The 12,894-nt window shown below is 73.5% G+C and carries 11 protein-coding genes; 10 read left to right on the top strand and 1 reads right to left on the bottom strand.

The genetic code is table 11. The features are described 5' to 3' along the window. The first annotated feature begins 114 nt into the window (after nt 1-114). From ACME2J_RS13875 to ACME2J_RS13915, 9 genes are all read left to right on the top strand, one after another. On the top strand, nt 115-5,868 hold the full coding sequence (locus ACME2J_RS13875) for a cadherin-like domain-containing protein (RefSeq protein ID WP_495545520.1): 5,754 nt from the start codon (nt 115-117) through the stop codon (nt 5,866-5,868). A gap of 36 nt (nt 5,869-5,904) precedes the next feature. Then, the gene (locus ACME2J_RS13880) at nt 5,905-6,405 is read left to right on the top strand and encodes a phage tail protein (RefSeq protein WP_495545521.1); all 501 of its coding nucleotides are present in this window, start codon (nt 5,905-5,907) and stop codon (nt 6,403-6,405) included. Between the two features lie 12 nt (nt 6,406-6,417). Continuing rightward, nucleotides 6,418-6,921 carry a phage tail protein gene (locus ACME2J_RS13885; RefSeq protein ID WP_495545522.1) on the top strand — a complete coding sequence of 168 codons (504 nt, stop codon included), beginning with the start codon at nt 6,418-6,420 and terminating at the stop codon, nt 6,919-6,921. Between the two features lie 8 nt (nt 6,922-6,929). Then, the gene (locus tag ACME2J_RS13890) at nt 6,930-7,451 is read left to right on the top strand and encodes a phage tail protein (RefSeq protein WP_495545523.1); all 522 of its coding nucleotides are present in this window, start codon (nt 6,930-6,932) and stop codon (nt 7,449-7,451) included. Continuing rightward, a complete protein-coding gene (locus ACME2J_RS13895; protein ID WP_495545524.1) occupies nt 7,429-7,953 on the top strand; it encodes a GNAT family N-acetyltransferase in 525 nt (174 codons plus the stop codon). The genes ACME2J_RS13890 and ACME2J_RS13895 overlap by 23 nt, the downstream gene beginning before the upstream one ends. After that, a complete protein-coding gene (locus ACME2J_RS13900) occupies nt 7,950-8,861 on the top strand; it encodes a DUF6916 family protein (protein WP_495545525.1) in 912 nt (303 codons plus the stop codon). Before ACME2J_RS13895 ends, ACME2J_RS13900 begins: the two co-directional genes overlap by 4 nt. Then, nucleotides 8,861-9,169 (top strand): DUF6916 family protein, encoded by a 309-nt coding sequence (locus tag ACME2J_RS13905; protein ID WP_495545526.1) that lies wholly within the window; start codon nt 8,861-8,863, stop codon nt 9,167-9,169. The genes ACME2J_RS13900 and ACME2J_RS13905 overlap by 1 nt, the downstream gene beginning before the upstream one ends. A 145-nt stretch (nt 9,170-9,314) precedes the next feature. Next, on the top strand, nt 9,315-10,901 hold the full coding sequence (locus tag ACME2J_RS13910; protein WP_495545527.1) for a nitrite/sulfite reductase: 1,587 nt from the start codon (nt 9,315-9,317) through the stop codon (nt 10,899-10,901). A gap of 44 nt (nt 10,902-10,945) precedes the next feature. Continuing rightward, nucleotides 10,946-11,125 carry a hypothetical protein gene (locus ACME2J_RS13915; RefSeq protein ID WP_495545528.1) on the top strand — a complete coding sequence of 60 codons (180 nt, stop codon included), beginning with the start codon at nt 10,946-10,948 and terminating at the stop codon, nt 11,123-11,125. Nucleotides 11,126-11,133: 8 nt separating this feature from the next. Here ACME2J_RS13915 and ACME2J_RS13920 read toward each other — a convergent pair whose 3' ends face one another. After that, nucleotides 11,134-12,057, bottom strand: a complete 924-nt coding sequence (locus ACME2J_RS13920) for a glucosaminidase domain-containing protein (RefSeq protein WP_495545529.1) — start codon at nt 12,055-12,057, stop codon at nt 11,134-11,136. Nucleotides 12,058-12,161: 104 nt separating this feature from the next. Here ACME2J_RS13920 and ACME2J_RS13925 point away from each other — a divergent pair, with 104 nt between their 5' ends. Then, a complete protein-coding gene (locus ACME2J_RS13925; RefSeq protein WP_495545530.1) occupies nt 12,162-12,752 on the top strand; it encodes a hypothetical protein in 591 nt (196 codons plus the stop codon). Nucleotides 12,753-12,894 lie beyond the last annotated feature (142 nt).

The raw sequence follows: 12,894 nt of genomic DNA on the forward strand, positions 1-12,894 counted from the left end.
CCCGGGATGCGGTGCGACGACCCCATCGAGGCGGAAAAGAATTTCACCGCGCGTCGCAAGAAGGAGTACCTTGCTGCGCGTCCGCCGTCCGGCGGTCCAGAAGGACGGTCAGCAATGCGCACACTCCCGCGGGCCGCGGCATGCGGCTCGTCCCTGGTCCTCGCCCTCGCCGTCGGCTCCCTCGCCGGTGGAAATCTCGCCACGGCCGCTGCGCCCGACGCCCGCTCGGCCGCGAAGCCGCGCTACGTCAAGCTCGGGACGGTCGGCCTCACGGTTCGCACCGCGAGCCTCAAGAGCCGCACGCTGCGCGTGAAGGTGACGGCGAAGCGGCGCCTCGCGCTGCGCTTCGCGATCGTCCGCGGGTCGAAGCAGCTCGGCTCGGCGAAGATCCGGGTGCCCCGGGGCACGACGAGCCTCAAGCTCCTCCTCAACCGCAAGTCGACCGGGAAGAACCTCAAGCTGCGGGTCACGGCGCGCGGCGCGCGGCGCCGCGGCCGGCAGACGGTGGGCGTCGAGGTCCTCTCCCTCCCGCTGCGCGGCAAGCCGAACAAGCCGAAGCCCCCCGGAGGGCAGGGTCCGCCGACCGCCCCGCCCCAGCGCCCGCCGACCGGCACCACGCCGACGCCGCCGGCCCCGACGCCGCCCCAGGCGCCTCCGAACAACGCGCCGACCGACCTCCAGCTCACCAACGCGAGCGTCGCCGAGAACCTCCCGGCGGGCTCGACCGTCGGCAACCTCGTCGGGACCGACCCCGACCCGGGCGACACCCTCAGCTACTCCTTCGCGTCCGGTCCCGGCGACGCCGACAACGGCTCGTTCACGCTCTCGGCGGGGACGCTGCGCACCGCCTCGCCGTTCGACTTCGAGACGAAGTCCTCCTACACCGTGCGTCTCGCGGTCTCCGACGGCGTCGGCGGCGTGCTCGAGCGCGCCTTCACGATCTCGGTGACGAACGTCAACGAGGCGCCGACCGCGATCGTCGCGAGCAGCACGACGGTCGCCGAGAACCTCCCGGGAGGAACGGCGGTCGGCACGCTCTCCGCGACCGACCCCGACGCGGGGGACACCGCGACGTTCGCGCTCGTGCCGGGCACCGGCGCCGATGACAACGCCTCGTTCGCGATCGTCGGCGGCGAGCTGCGCACGGTCGCGCCGTTCGACTTCGAGACGAAGAGCAGCTACACGGTCCGCGTCCGCGCGACCGACGGCGGCGGCGAGTCCGTCGAGCAGGCGATCGCCATCTCCGTGACCGACGCGAACGACGCGCCGACCGACATCACCCTCTCCAACGCGACGGTCGCGGAGGGCCGTCCGGCCGGCGAGCCCGTCGGGACCCTGAGCGCGGTCGACGAGGACGCCGGCGCGACGGCGACGTTCTCGCTCGTCGCGGGAGCGGGCGACGACGACAACGCCTCGTTCACGATCGTCGGCGGCGAGCTGCGGACCGCGGTCGTCCTCGACTTCGACACGAAGAGCTCCCTCAGCGTGCGGGTGCGCGCCGACGACGGCGCGGGCGGGAGCGTCGAGAAGGCGTTCACGATCACCGTCATCCAGGTCAACGCGGCGCCCGTCGTCACGACCACGGCCACCCCCCTCGCCTACAGCGAGGGTGATCCCGCGACGCCGGTCGACCCCGCGCTCACCGTGTCGGACGCTGACGACACGACGCTCACCGGCGCGACGGTCTCGATCTCCGCGGGGCTGCGCGCCGCCGACGAGCTCCTCTTCACCGATCAGAACGGCATCACCGGCAGCTACGACACGGGGACGGGCGTGCTCACCCTCACCGGCGCGAGCTCGGTCGCGAACTACGAGACGGCCCTGCGCTCGGTCGCCTTCCGCCACACGAGCGGCGACCCGGGTACGAGCCGCACGATCACGTTCGTCGCGAGCGATGGCGACGCCTCGAGCACCCCGGCGACGCGCGACATCGCGATCACCGCGGCGCCCGACGGGCCGGTCATCACGGCGACCGCGGCGGCGCTCGCGTACACGGAGAACGACGGCCCCGTCGCCGTCGACCCCGGCCTCACGGTCACCGATCCGGACTCGACGCTCATCGGCGGAGCATCGGTGCGCGTCGCGTCGAACTACACGAGCGCTCAGGACCGGCTCGCGTTCACCGACACGGCCGCGATCACCGGGTCCTATGACGCCTTCACCGGCATCCTCACGCTCACCGGCACCGCGACGGTCGCCGCGTACGAGCTCGCCCTGCGCTCGGTGACCTACGAGAACGTCAGCGAGTCCCCGTCGACGAGCACCCGGACGATCACCTTCGGCGCGACCGACGACGGCGGCGCGGCGAGCAACATCGCCTCCCGCGACATCGCGATCACCGCCGTCAACGACGCCCCGACCGCGGTCGCGGACAGCGGCACGACCGATGAGGACACGCCGCTCGTCGTCCCGGCGCCCGGCGTCCTCGGCAACGACACGGATGCGGACACGGGCGATACGAAGGCCGTCACGCGGCTCAACGGCTCGGTGACGCTCACCGGCACGTCGACGAAGGGCGCGTCGGTGACGATCGGGGCCGACGGCGCGTACACCTACGACCCAGGCGCGGTGTTCCAGAGCCTCTCGACGGGCGAGTCGGACAGCGACTCCTTCACCTACACGATGGCCGACGGCGCGGGCGCGACGTCGACGGCGACGGTCTCGCTCACGATCAACGGGGTCTCCGACGCGCCGACGGCCCAGGCGAAGAGCTATCCCGTGGTCGGGAACACGAGCCTCTTCGTCGGGACCGTGCGTCCGGCCGGCGAGGCGGGCCGCACGGTGACCGGCTCGCTGCTCGACGGCGCGACCGACCCGGACTCCGATCCGACCGACCTCGTCGTCGAGACGGCGACCGACGCCGCGACGACTCTCGGCGGGTCGATCACGATCGCCGCGAACGGCGTGTTCACCTACCGGCCGGACGACGGCGACACCGGTACCGACACGTTCACGTACCGGATCTGCGACGCCTCGCCGTGCAACGCGTCGACGGTGGCCAACGACACCGCGACGATCAGCTTCCCGATCAACGGCGAGGTCTGGTACGTCCGCAACAGCGACGCCGACGGCGGCGACGGCACCTCCGACGCGCCGTTCGACACGCTCCTCGAGGCCGAGGGAGCGTCGGGCACCGGCGACGCGACGTACGTCTTCCGCGGTGACGGGACCTCGACGAACCTCTCGACGGGCTACCTCCTCGATCCGCAGGGCGCGCTCGTCGGCGAGCGCACGGGCCTCACCCTCGACCCCGACGGCGCCGGTCCGCTCGGCCCGGAGGTGCTCCATCCCGCGAGCGTCTCCGGACGCCCCGTGCTCACGACGACGAATCCGGAGGACGTGGTCGTCCTCCAGAGCCAGACCCGCGTCACCGGCGTCGAGATCGCGCCAGGCGACGGCGGCGGCGGGATCGGCGGCGGCCCCGGCGCGGGCACGAGCGGCCCCGCGGTCGCCGGCGCGACGATCGACGACGTCGTCATCACCGACGGCTCGGCGGCCGGCACGCAGCCGGGCCTCGAGCTCGCCGGGACGACCGGCACGATCGCGATCTCCGATCTCGCCGTGACGATGTCGGGCACCGCTGCGGGCATCCGACTGAGCAACGCGGGGACGGTGACGTTCGCACCTGCGAGCGCGATCACGTCCGCGACCTCGGGCGGGCCGGCGCTCGACGTTGCGAGCACGGCGCTCGGAACGAGCGCGTTCGACGCTCTCACGACGACAGGGTCGACCTCGGGCGGCGTCTCCCTCGTCTCCACCACGGGCACGATCGCGCTCGGTGACGGCACCGGCGACGACGTCGTCCTCACGACGAGCGGCGCGACGCCCGCCCTGCGTCTCACGACGACGGGCGCCGTCACGCTCGACGCCGCGGGGACCGACACGATCGCCGCGACCGGCGGCCCGGCCGTCGCCGTGAGCGGCGCCCCCGGCTCGACGCTCGAGCTCGACAGCGTGAGCTCGTCGGCGAGCACCGGCGACGGCATCGATCTCGCCGGTCTCGGGAGCGGCACGTTCTCCGCGCCGGCCGGCACGATCGCCGGCGCGGCCGGGATCGCCGTCGACGTCGACAGCGGCAGCGGCGACGTCACGTACGGCGGCGCGATCGGCGTCGCCGCGGCGGCGGTCGCCGACGTGACGAACCGCACCGGCGGCGCGGTGACGATCTCCGGGGCGATCACCGACTCCTCCACTTCCGGCGGCGGGATCACGCTGTCCGGCAACACGGGGGGGACGACGACCTTCTCGGGCGCGACGAAGCAGATCATGAGCAGCACCCAGGACGCCGTCGTCATGACGTCGAGCAGCGGGCACACGCTCTCGTTCTCGGGCGGCGGCCTCGACATCGACACGACGAGCGGCCGGGGTCTCGACGCGAACGCGAGCGGCACGCTCGTCGTCACCGGCGCGGGCAACACGATCAGCACGCTGACCGGCCGCGCTCTGCGCATCGCGAGCACCGCCATCGGGGCGGCCGGGGTGACCTTCCAGAGCATCTCGTCGTTCGGCGCGCCGAACGGCATCGTGCTCGACAACACGGGCTCGAGCGCCGGCCTCACCGTGACGGGCGCCGGCGGCACGTGCACGGCCGCGTCGCCCGGGTGCACCGGCGGTGAGATCCGCAACGCGCCGGGCGGCGACGACAGCAGCACCGCCCCGACGGGCACCGGCATCGTCCTGCGCTCGACTCGCGCGCCGTCCCTCACGCGGATGCACGTCCACGACCACGCGAACTACGCGATCCGCGGCGACGGCGTGAGCGGCCTCACGCTCACCGACAGCGTCATCGGCGGCACGAACGGGACGAACGCCGCGAGCCCGTTCAACGACGCGAGCGTGCGGCTCACGAACCTCACGGGCTCCGCGGCGGTGACGCGGACCGCGATCAGCGGCGGGCACTCGGACAACCTCGCGGTCGTCAACTCGAGCGGGTCGCTCGACCGCCTCACGCTCGACACCGTCGCGATCGGCGCGAACAGCACCGCGGGCGGCAACGACGGCGTGCTCCTGGAGTCGACGTCGACGGCCGGGGCGTTCAAGGCGACGGTGCAGACGAGCACGTTCACGAGCGCGCGCGGCGACCTCCTCCAGTTCAGCCACGCCGGGGCGGGGGCCGGCGACCTCGTGATGACGGGGAACGCCTTCTCAAACGCCCACCCGGCGATCGCGACCGGCGGCGGCGGACTCTCGCTCTTCGACGACGGGGTCGGCGGCGACACGACGATGTCCATCACCGGCAACACGTTCCGCGACGCCGTCGGCCACGCCGTCCTCGCGGTGAAGACCCCCGGGACGTCGTCGCTCACCGGGACGTTCTCGACGAACCAGATCGGCGTGTCCGGCGTCGCGGACTCGGGCTCGCTCGAGGGCTCCGGCCTGCGGCTGCAGAACGCCGGTCAGGGCACGGCGACGTGGTCGGTGACCGGCAACACGATCCGCGGCTACAACAACCACGGGGTCGACGTGCTCGCGGGCGGCGGCGCGGTCGCGTCCGCCGGTGCGCTCAACACGACGATCACCGGCAACACGATCACCGACCCGGGCAGCTCCGCCGGCACGGCCGGGCTCTCGAAGCACGGCGTGAGCCTCAACATCGGCACGGTGCCGGGTGACACGTACCAGGCGTGCGCGGTCGTCACCGGGAACACCCTCTCGACGAGCGGTCTCAACAACGGCGACATCGACGTGCGGCTGCGCCAGCGACAGAGCACGACGATCCGGCTGCCGGGCTACGGCGGCACCGCGACCGACACGGCGGCCGTGCAGACCTTCGTGGACACGAACAACGGGGGCGGCAACACCGTCCTCGCGAGCGTCAACTCGCCGCCCGGCGGCGGCTTCACCGGCGGAGGGACGACATGTCCGTGACGACCACCCGGACGACGACGAGCGGAGGCCGCTGCGATGGCTGAGCCGTTCCTCGCGGAGATCCGACTCATGTCCTTCTCGTTCGCGCCGCGCGGCTGGGCGCTCTGCAACGGGCAGCTCCTCCCGATCAACCAGAACCAGGCGCTCTTCTCGCTCCTGGGCACGACGTACGGGGGCGACGGACGCGTGAACTTCGCGCTCCCCGACCTGCGCGGCCGCACGCCGATCCACGACGGATCGGGTCACACGCTCGGCGAGCGCGGCGGCGAGCAGGCGCACTCGATCTCCATGGGCGAGCTGCCGCAGCACACGCACGCCGCGCGGGGCTCGAGCAGCGCGAGCGGCGGCTCCGCGGTGCCGACGGGCCGCGTGCTCGGCGGCGCGAACAACGTCTACTCGGCGACCAGCCCGACGACGGCGATGACCGCGAGCTCCGTGACGAACACGGGCGGCAGCCAGGCGCACCTCAACATGCAGCCCTTCCTCACCGTGTCCTTCTGCATCGCCCTGCAGGGCATCTTCCCGAGCCCGAACTGAGAGGACGACCCGATGGCACAGCCCTACGTCGGAGAGCTGAGGATGTTCGGCGGGAACTTCCCCCCCGCGGGGTGGGCGTTCTGCGACGGCAGCCTCCTCCCGATCAGCGAGAACGAGACGCTCTTCCAGCTCATCGGCACGACCTACGGCGGCGACGGGCAGTCGACGTTCGCCCTCCCCGATCTCCGCGGTCGGATCCCGATCCACCAAGGCAACGGCTTCATCCTCGCCGAGACCGGCGGGGCGGAGGAGATCACGCTCACGACGCAGCAGGTCCCGGCCCACTCGCATCCCCTCCTCGCGACCTCGAGCGCCGGGTCGCTCACCACCCCGGCCGGGAACCTCCTCGCGAGCTCCTACAACGTCACGCCGTACATCAACGACGCGCCGGGCGTCGACCTCTCGCCCGCGGCGATCGGCCCGACCGGCGGCTCGCAGCCGCACGCCAACCTCCAGCCGTACCTCTGCATCAGCTTCATCGTCTCGCTCTTCGGGATCTTCCCGTCGCCCACCTAGGAGTCACCGTGGCCGATCCGTTCGTCGCCGAGATCCGCATCTTCCCCTTCAACTTCGCCCCGCAGGGCTGGGCGTTCTGCGACGGCCAGCTCCTTCCGCTGTCGCAGAACACGGCGCTGTTCTCGCTCCTCGGCACGATGTACGGCGGCGACGGGAAGTCGAACTTCGCGCTGCCCGACCTCAAGGGCCGGACGCCCATGCATCACGGGCAGGGGCCCGGTCTCACGCTTCGCGACCAGGGGGAGGCGGGCGGCTCCGACACGGTGACGCTGCTGGAGAGCGAGATCCCGTCCCACGCCCACACGATGCGCGCCAACGGGATCGACACGGGCGACACGAACGTCCCGAGCTCGGCGGCGAGCCTCGCGCCGTCGGCCGGCGGCACGCTCTACCAGAGCACGGCCGACGTGACGCTCAGCACCTCTGCGCTCGCGCCCGCCGGCGGCGACGCGCCGCACAACAACCTCCAGCCGTACCTCACGCTCAACTTCAACATCGCGCTCCAAGGTGTCTTCCCTCCTCGCAGCTGACGTCGCCCTGCGACCCGTCGACCCGGTCGCCGACCGCGAGCTGCTCGTGCGCGTCTACCGCAGCACGCGCGAGGAGGAGCTCGCCGCCGTGCCATGGAGCGAGGAGGACCTCGACGCGTTCGTCCGCATGCAGTTCGCGGCCCAGGACCGCTACTGGTCGGCGCAGCGGCCCGAGACCGAGCGCGCCGTCGTGGTCGTCGACGGCGTCGACGCCGGCCGGCTCTACGTCGACCGCACGCGCGAGGAGATCCGCGTCGTCGACGTCGCGCTCCTCCCCGAGCACCGGGGACGGGGCGTCGGCGGCGCGATCCTCCGCACGATCCTCGACGAGTCCGACCGCACGGGTGCCCCCGTGACGATCCACGTCGAGAAGCTCAACCGCGCGCGGTCGCTCTACGCGCGCCTCGGGTTCCGGCCCGTCGCGGACGCCGGGGCCTACGACCTCCACGAGCGGCGCCCGGACGGGGCCGCCGACACACCGACACGAGAGTCACCGGCATGACCGAGCCGACCGCCGATCTCCACATCACCCGCCGTCGCCTCGTGCAGGTCGGCGGCGCCGCGACCGTGGCCGTCGCCCTCGGCGGCGTCGGCCGCCTCGCCACGGAGGCCGGCGCGGCGACGCCGGGCCACCTGCGGCGCTCGGCCTACACGCCGCTCGCGGGGCGGACGTTCACGACGACGACGCCGGACGGACACGGGGTCGCGCTGCGACTCGACGCGGTCGGCGACCTCGTCCGCGCCGCGACCGAGCCGGCGCTCGCCGGGCGCGAGGACGTCTTCGGCCTCCTGTTCAGCGGTCCCTCGGCGCCCCTCCTCACGCAGGGCGTCTACGGCCTCGGGAACCCGGACCTCGGGATCGCGCCGCTCTTCCTCGTCCCGGTCGGCGCGTCGACCGACGGCCGGCAGCGCTACGAGGTCGTCGTCGACCGGTCGTTCCCGATCGCCGATGCCGTCGAGGTCGCCCCCGAGCCGATGCAGGCGACGAACGCTGCACCGGCCGCAGCTCCTCCGCCTCCGCCGCCACCGCCTCCGCCTCCGCCGGCCGCGGCCGCTCCGTCGGCGGGCGGCGCGCCGGCGACCTCGGGCGAGGTCGAGGAGGAGGCGCGCCCCCGGAAGCGGCGCCGGCCGCGCAAGGTCCTCGCGGCGACCGTCGCCCGACGGGGCGACGAGGTGGCGGCCGACGTGCGCATCGCTCGCGGCCAGGGGATCGTCGCGGTGAGCGCTTCGCTCGTCCGCGGCGACAGCGTGAGGGCACGCGGCTCGCGGCGGCTCAAGGGCCGCCACGGCGTCCGCATCCCGCTGCGGGCGAAGCGCTCCCTCGCGCGCGGCGAGTACGTCCTCCGCGTGACGACCCGCGATCGCGACGGGAAGCGCGCGACGACGCGCCGCCGTGTCACCCTGCGGTAGTGCTCGCCACCGCCACCCGCGAGACCTTCGCGCCGCACGTCGGGACGACGTTCGCCCTTCACGCGCGCCGCGCCGACGGGGCCGAGACGACCGTCGAGCTCGTCCTCGACGAGGCGACCGCATCACCGGCGCCGCCGGGCGACCGCGGGCGCCCGCCGTTCTCGCTCGTCTTCCGGGGTCCGGCGGAGCCGCTGCTGCCACAGGCCACCTACCCGCTCCGCCACGCCGAGCTCGGGGCCTTCGAGATCTTCCTCGTCCCGATCGGCCGCGACACGGCGGTGGCCCGCTACGAGGCCGTCTTCACCTAGCGCCGGCGCGGCGCGGCCGAGAGACGCCGCACCCTAGGGGGCGCCTCGCCGACCCAATAGGCATAAACCCGACAGAGATTGATATATATCGCGCTCGCGGTCTCGCGGAGCGAGCCGCCGGACCGTCCCACGACCCGAAGGCGCGATGACCAAGCACGAACGCATCAAGGCCGAGAAGGACCCCCTCGACGCGAGGGCCGACCTGCTGCGCGCCGCGGCCGAGGCCGAGCCCGTGCTCGACGAGGGCGATCGCTTCCGCTTCAAGTGGCACGGGCTCTACGAGCACAACACGAAGGACGGCTTCCACATGCTGCGCGTGAAGGTCGTCCAGGGCGTCCTCACCGCCGAGCAGGCCGACGTGCTCGCATGGATCGCCGGCGAGCACGGCCGCGGCATGCTCGACTGCACGACGCGCCAGTGCGTGCAGATCCACTGGATCACGCTCGACGTCATGCCGGAGATCCTCCGCCGGCTCGAGGAGGTCGGTCTGACGACGACGGGCGCCTGCGGCGACGTCACCCGCAACGTCGTGGGCTGCACGCTCGCCGGCGTCGCCCACGACGAGGTCGTCGACGGCCACGCGACCGCCGAGGCGATCCACCAGCGGCTGCTCGGCAACCGCGAGTACTCGAACCTCCCGCGGAAGTTCAAGATCAGCGTCACGGGATGCCTCGAGGACTGCGCGCGCGGTCTCATCAACGACGTCGCCCTCTCCGGTGCGGTGGCGGAGGACGGGACGCCCGGCTTCAACGTCCGCGTCGGCGGCGGCCTCTCCTCAGCCCCGCGGCTCGCGCGCTGGATCGACGTGTTCGTCACCGCGGACGAGGCCCCGGAGGTCGTCGAGCACATCACCGGGCTCTTCCGCGACGCCGAGGAGAACCGGCACAAGCGCGGGAAGGCCCGCATGAAGTTCCTCCTCGATCGCATCGGCCCCGACGCCTTCCGGGAGCAGCTCGAGGCCCGGGTGGGGCGCGCGCTGCGGCCCGGGGCGCCGAGCACGCCCGCGCCGCGCGGCGACGACCACATCGGGGTCACTCCGCAGCGCTGCGGCGAGCGCTCCGCGATCGGGCTCTGCGTGCCGATCGGGCGGATCGGCGCCGACCGGTTCCAGGCGGTCATCGATCTCGCCCGCGAGTACGGGACGGGGGAGATCCGCCTCACGCACCAGCAGAACATCGTCGTCCCGCACGTCCCCGACCCCCGCGTCGAGGCGTTCCTCGCCGAGCCGCTCGTCCGCGACGAGCTCCGCGCCGACCCGTCGGCCTTCACGCGCGGCGTGCAGACGTGCACGGGCAAGGAGTTCTGCGGGCTCGCGAAGGTCTTCACCAAGGACCGCGCGGCCGAGCTCACCGCGTTCCTCGACGCCCATGCGCCTGCTTCGGCGACGGGAGACGCGATCCGCGTGCACTTCGCGGGCTGCTCGTCGAGCTGCGCGCAGCACCAGATCGGCGACATCGGGATCGAAGGCGTCCTCAAGCGCGTCGACGGCGAGATGGTCGAGGCGATGGACATCCGGATCGGCGGCCGGCTCGGTCCGAACGCGCGGTTCGGGGAGGTCGTCGCGAAGAAGGTGCCGCACTGGGACCTCCACGCGACGGTCCTCGAGATCCTCACGCTGTTCGACGGCCATCGCGACGCGGGCGAGAGCTTCGGCGACTTCGCCGCCCGGACGCCGCCGGAGTGGTGGGAGGAGCGGCTCGCGCTCGCGGCGGAGCCCGTGCCCGCCTCCTGAGCCCGGCGGCCGCGCCGCGGTCGCGCGCGTGAGACGCTCCCCGCATGCTCACCCTGGACCGGATCGAGCGGTGGGAGCTCTTCGGGGGGCGCTGGCGCATCGTCCACCTCGACGACGAACGCGTGGTCGTCGAGCTCGACACGTGCGACGGCCGGCTCGAGGAGCGACTCGAGTCGGTCGATCCGGCGGTCATCGCCGAGATGCGTGCCCTGAGCGCCGGCTGAGGGGCCGGTCAGTCGTCGAAGGCGGCGAGGTCGTAGCGCTCGATGAGCGCGAGGATCTTCGTCGCATAGCGCGGGTCCGTCGCGTAGCGCCGGGCGATCTCCCGGGCGAAGCGGGGCGGGTCGTCGACGTGCGCGAAGGCCTTCGCGTACACGGGGTTCGTCGCGAGGCGGCGACCGTGGTCGAGAATCGAATCGCCGAGCGACCGGTAGGCGCGGAAGGCGGCGATCTCCGTCGCGCTGCGGCCGCGGCGGACCTCCCAGGTCTTCTTGAAGACGCAGCCGCCCGCCATGTCCTCCCAGCGCCACGTCCGGCGGCCGACCTCCTGCGCCTTCATGCCGAAGTAGTTGTTCGCGAGCGCGGCGACCCGCCCGCCGCCGGTCTCGAGGATCGCCTGGGCGAGCGTCACCGACACGGGCACGGCGAAGCGCGCCCGCGACTCCCGCGCCGCGGGCAGCGCCGCGGTGACGAGGTCCTCGGCGCGCGCGAACGGCGGGAGGAGGTCGAAGGGCGAAGAGGGGGCGCAGCGCCCCTCGCCGACCTGGTCGGCCGGCGGCGTCCCGACGCCGCACATCGGCGCGACGAGGCCCGAGGTGCCGGTGTCGACGTAGCCGTCGGAGACCCATCCGCGCCGGCCGTCGACGAGGACGCGGTCCCACACGCGCGTGCGACCTCCGCGAGCGCTCGCGAGCGGGCCGTTGCGCTGGCAGACGATGCGGACCTCGGTGCCCTTCGGCAGGCGCCGCACGACCTTCCCATCGGGGGTCGCGCGCATCGCGAGCGAGGACGCGGTCGTCGGGAAGACGTCCGCGGCGCGCGGACGCGGCGGCTCGGCCGACCGGTCGGGTGCGGGCGCGGCGACCTGCGCGGAGAGCGACGGGGCGGGGAGGACGAGGGCGGCCGCGACGGCGGCGAGAGCGAGGCGCGGGCGCATCGCCGGGGATCGTCGCCGAGATCGCGGGACGCCGATGCGCCTGCAACCGGTCCTGCGCGCGCCCTGCGCGGTGACAGTCCTCGGGCACCGGGTACACGGGGGACATGGGACTCACCTCTCCTCTCTCGACGACTGCGCGCCTGACGAAGAAGACCGTCCGCACGGGCGCGCGCGTCGGCGTCCACCTCGTCTCGGCCGTCGTCGATCGCGTCCGCCCCGGCGGTGACGGATCGACGGCGGAGCCCGTCCCCGTCTCCGCCTTCGAGCGGCCGGTCCCGCCGTCGGCGCCGCGGCGCGCCGAGACCGCGCCCTCGGCCGGGGCCGCGACGCCCGCCCCGGAGGTCCCGTCGGCCGTCGCCCCGGACGTCTCGCCGCCGATCACCCGGCCGGAGCCGGACGACATGGGACCGCCGTCGCAGCCCGAGTTCGAGCCGGCGCACATCGAAGAGGTCCGCCCCGAGCTCGTCCGCGAGGACGCCGACGAGGGCTACGGCGAAGGCGCGGGCGCGGGCGCGAACCTCACGGTCGACGCCCCGTGGGACGGCTACGACGAGATGACGGCGGCCGACATCGCGGACCGACTCGCGGTCGCCGACCCCGCGACGCTCGCCGCCGTCCGCCTCTACGAGCACAGCCACCGCGGTCGCAAGACCGTGATCCAGGAGGTCGACCGCCGCCTCGCCGCAGCAGGCTGAGAGCCCCAGCGGGCCGGGGGCCCGGTCGCTCCCGGCCCGCGTCGGCCCTCGGGTCGTGTGTGCATCTCGACAGCCAGACCTGGCTGTCGAGATGCACACCGCGGGTCGGCGACGTCGGCCGGCCGGCCCGCGTCGCGAGGGC

It is taken from the genome of Paraconexibacter sp., assembly GCF_059438195.1.

Coding starts and splice junctions, on each gene's coding strand:
- ACME2J_RS13915 (WP_495545528.1), top strand. CDS start 10,946: ATGCTCACCCTGGACCGGATCGAGCGGTGGGAGCTCTTCGGGGGGCGC.
- ACME2J_RS13925 (WP_495545530.1), top strand. CDS start 12,162: ATGGGACTCACCTCTCCTCTCTCGACGACTGCGCGCCTGACGAAGAAG.
- ACME2J_RS13920 (WP_495545529.1), bottom strand. CDS start 12,057: ATGCGCCCGCGCCTCGCTCTCGCCGCCGTCGCGGCCGCCCTCGTCCTC.
- ACME2J_RS13875 (WP_495545520.1), top strand. CDS start 115: ATGCGCACACTCCCGCGGGCCGCGGCATGCGGCTCGTCCCTGGTCCTC.
- ACME2J_RS13910 (WP_495545527.1), top strand. CDS start 9,315: ATGACCAAGCACGAACGCATCAAGGCCGAGAAGGACCCCCTCGACGCG.
- ACME2J_RS13885 (WP_495545522.1), top strand. CDS start 6,418: ATGGCACAGCCCTACGTCGGAGAGCTGAGGATGTTCGGCGGGAACTTC.
- ACME2J_RS13880 (WP_495545521.1), top strand. CDS start 5,905: ATGGCTGAGCCGTTCCTCGCGGAGATCCGACTCATGTCCTTCTCGTTC.
- ACME2J_RS13900 (WP_495545525.1), top strand. CDS start 7,950: ATGACCGAGCCGACCGCCGATCTCCACATCACCCGCCGTCGCCTCGTG.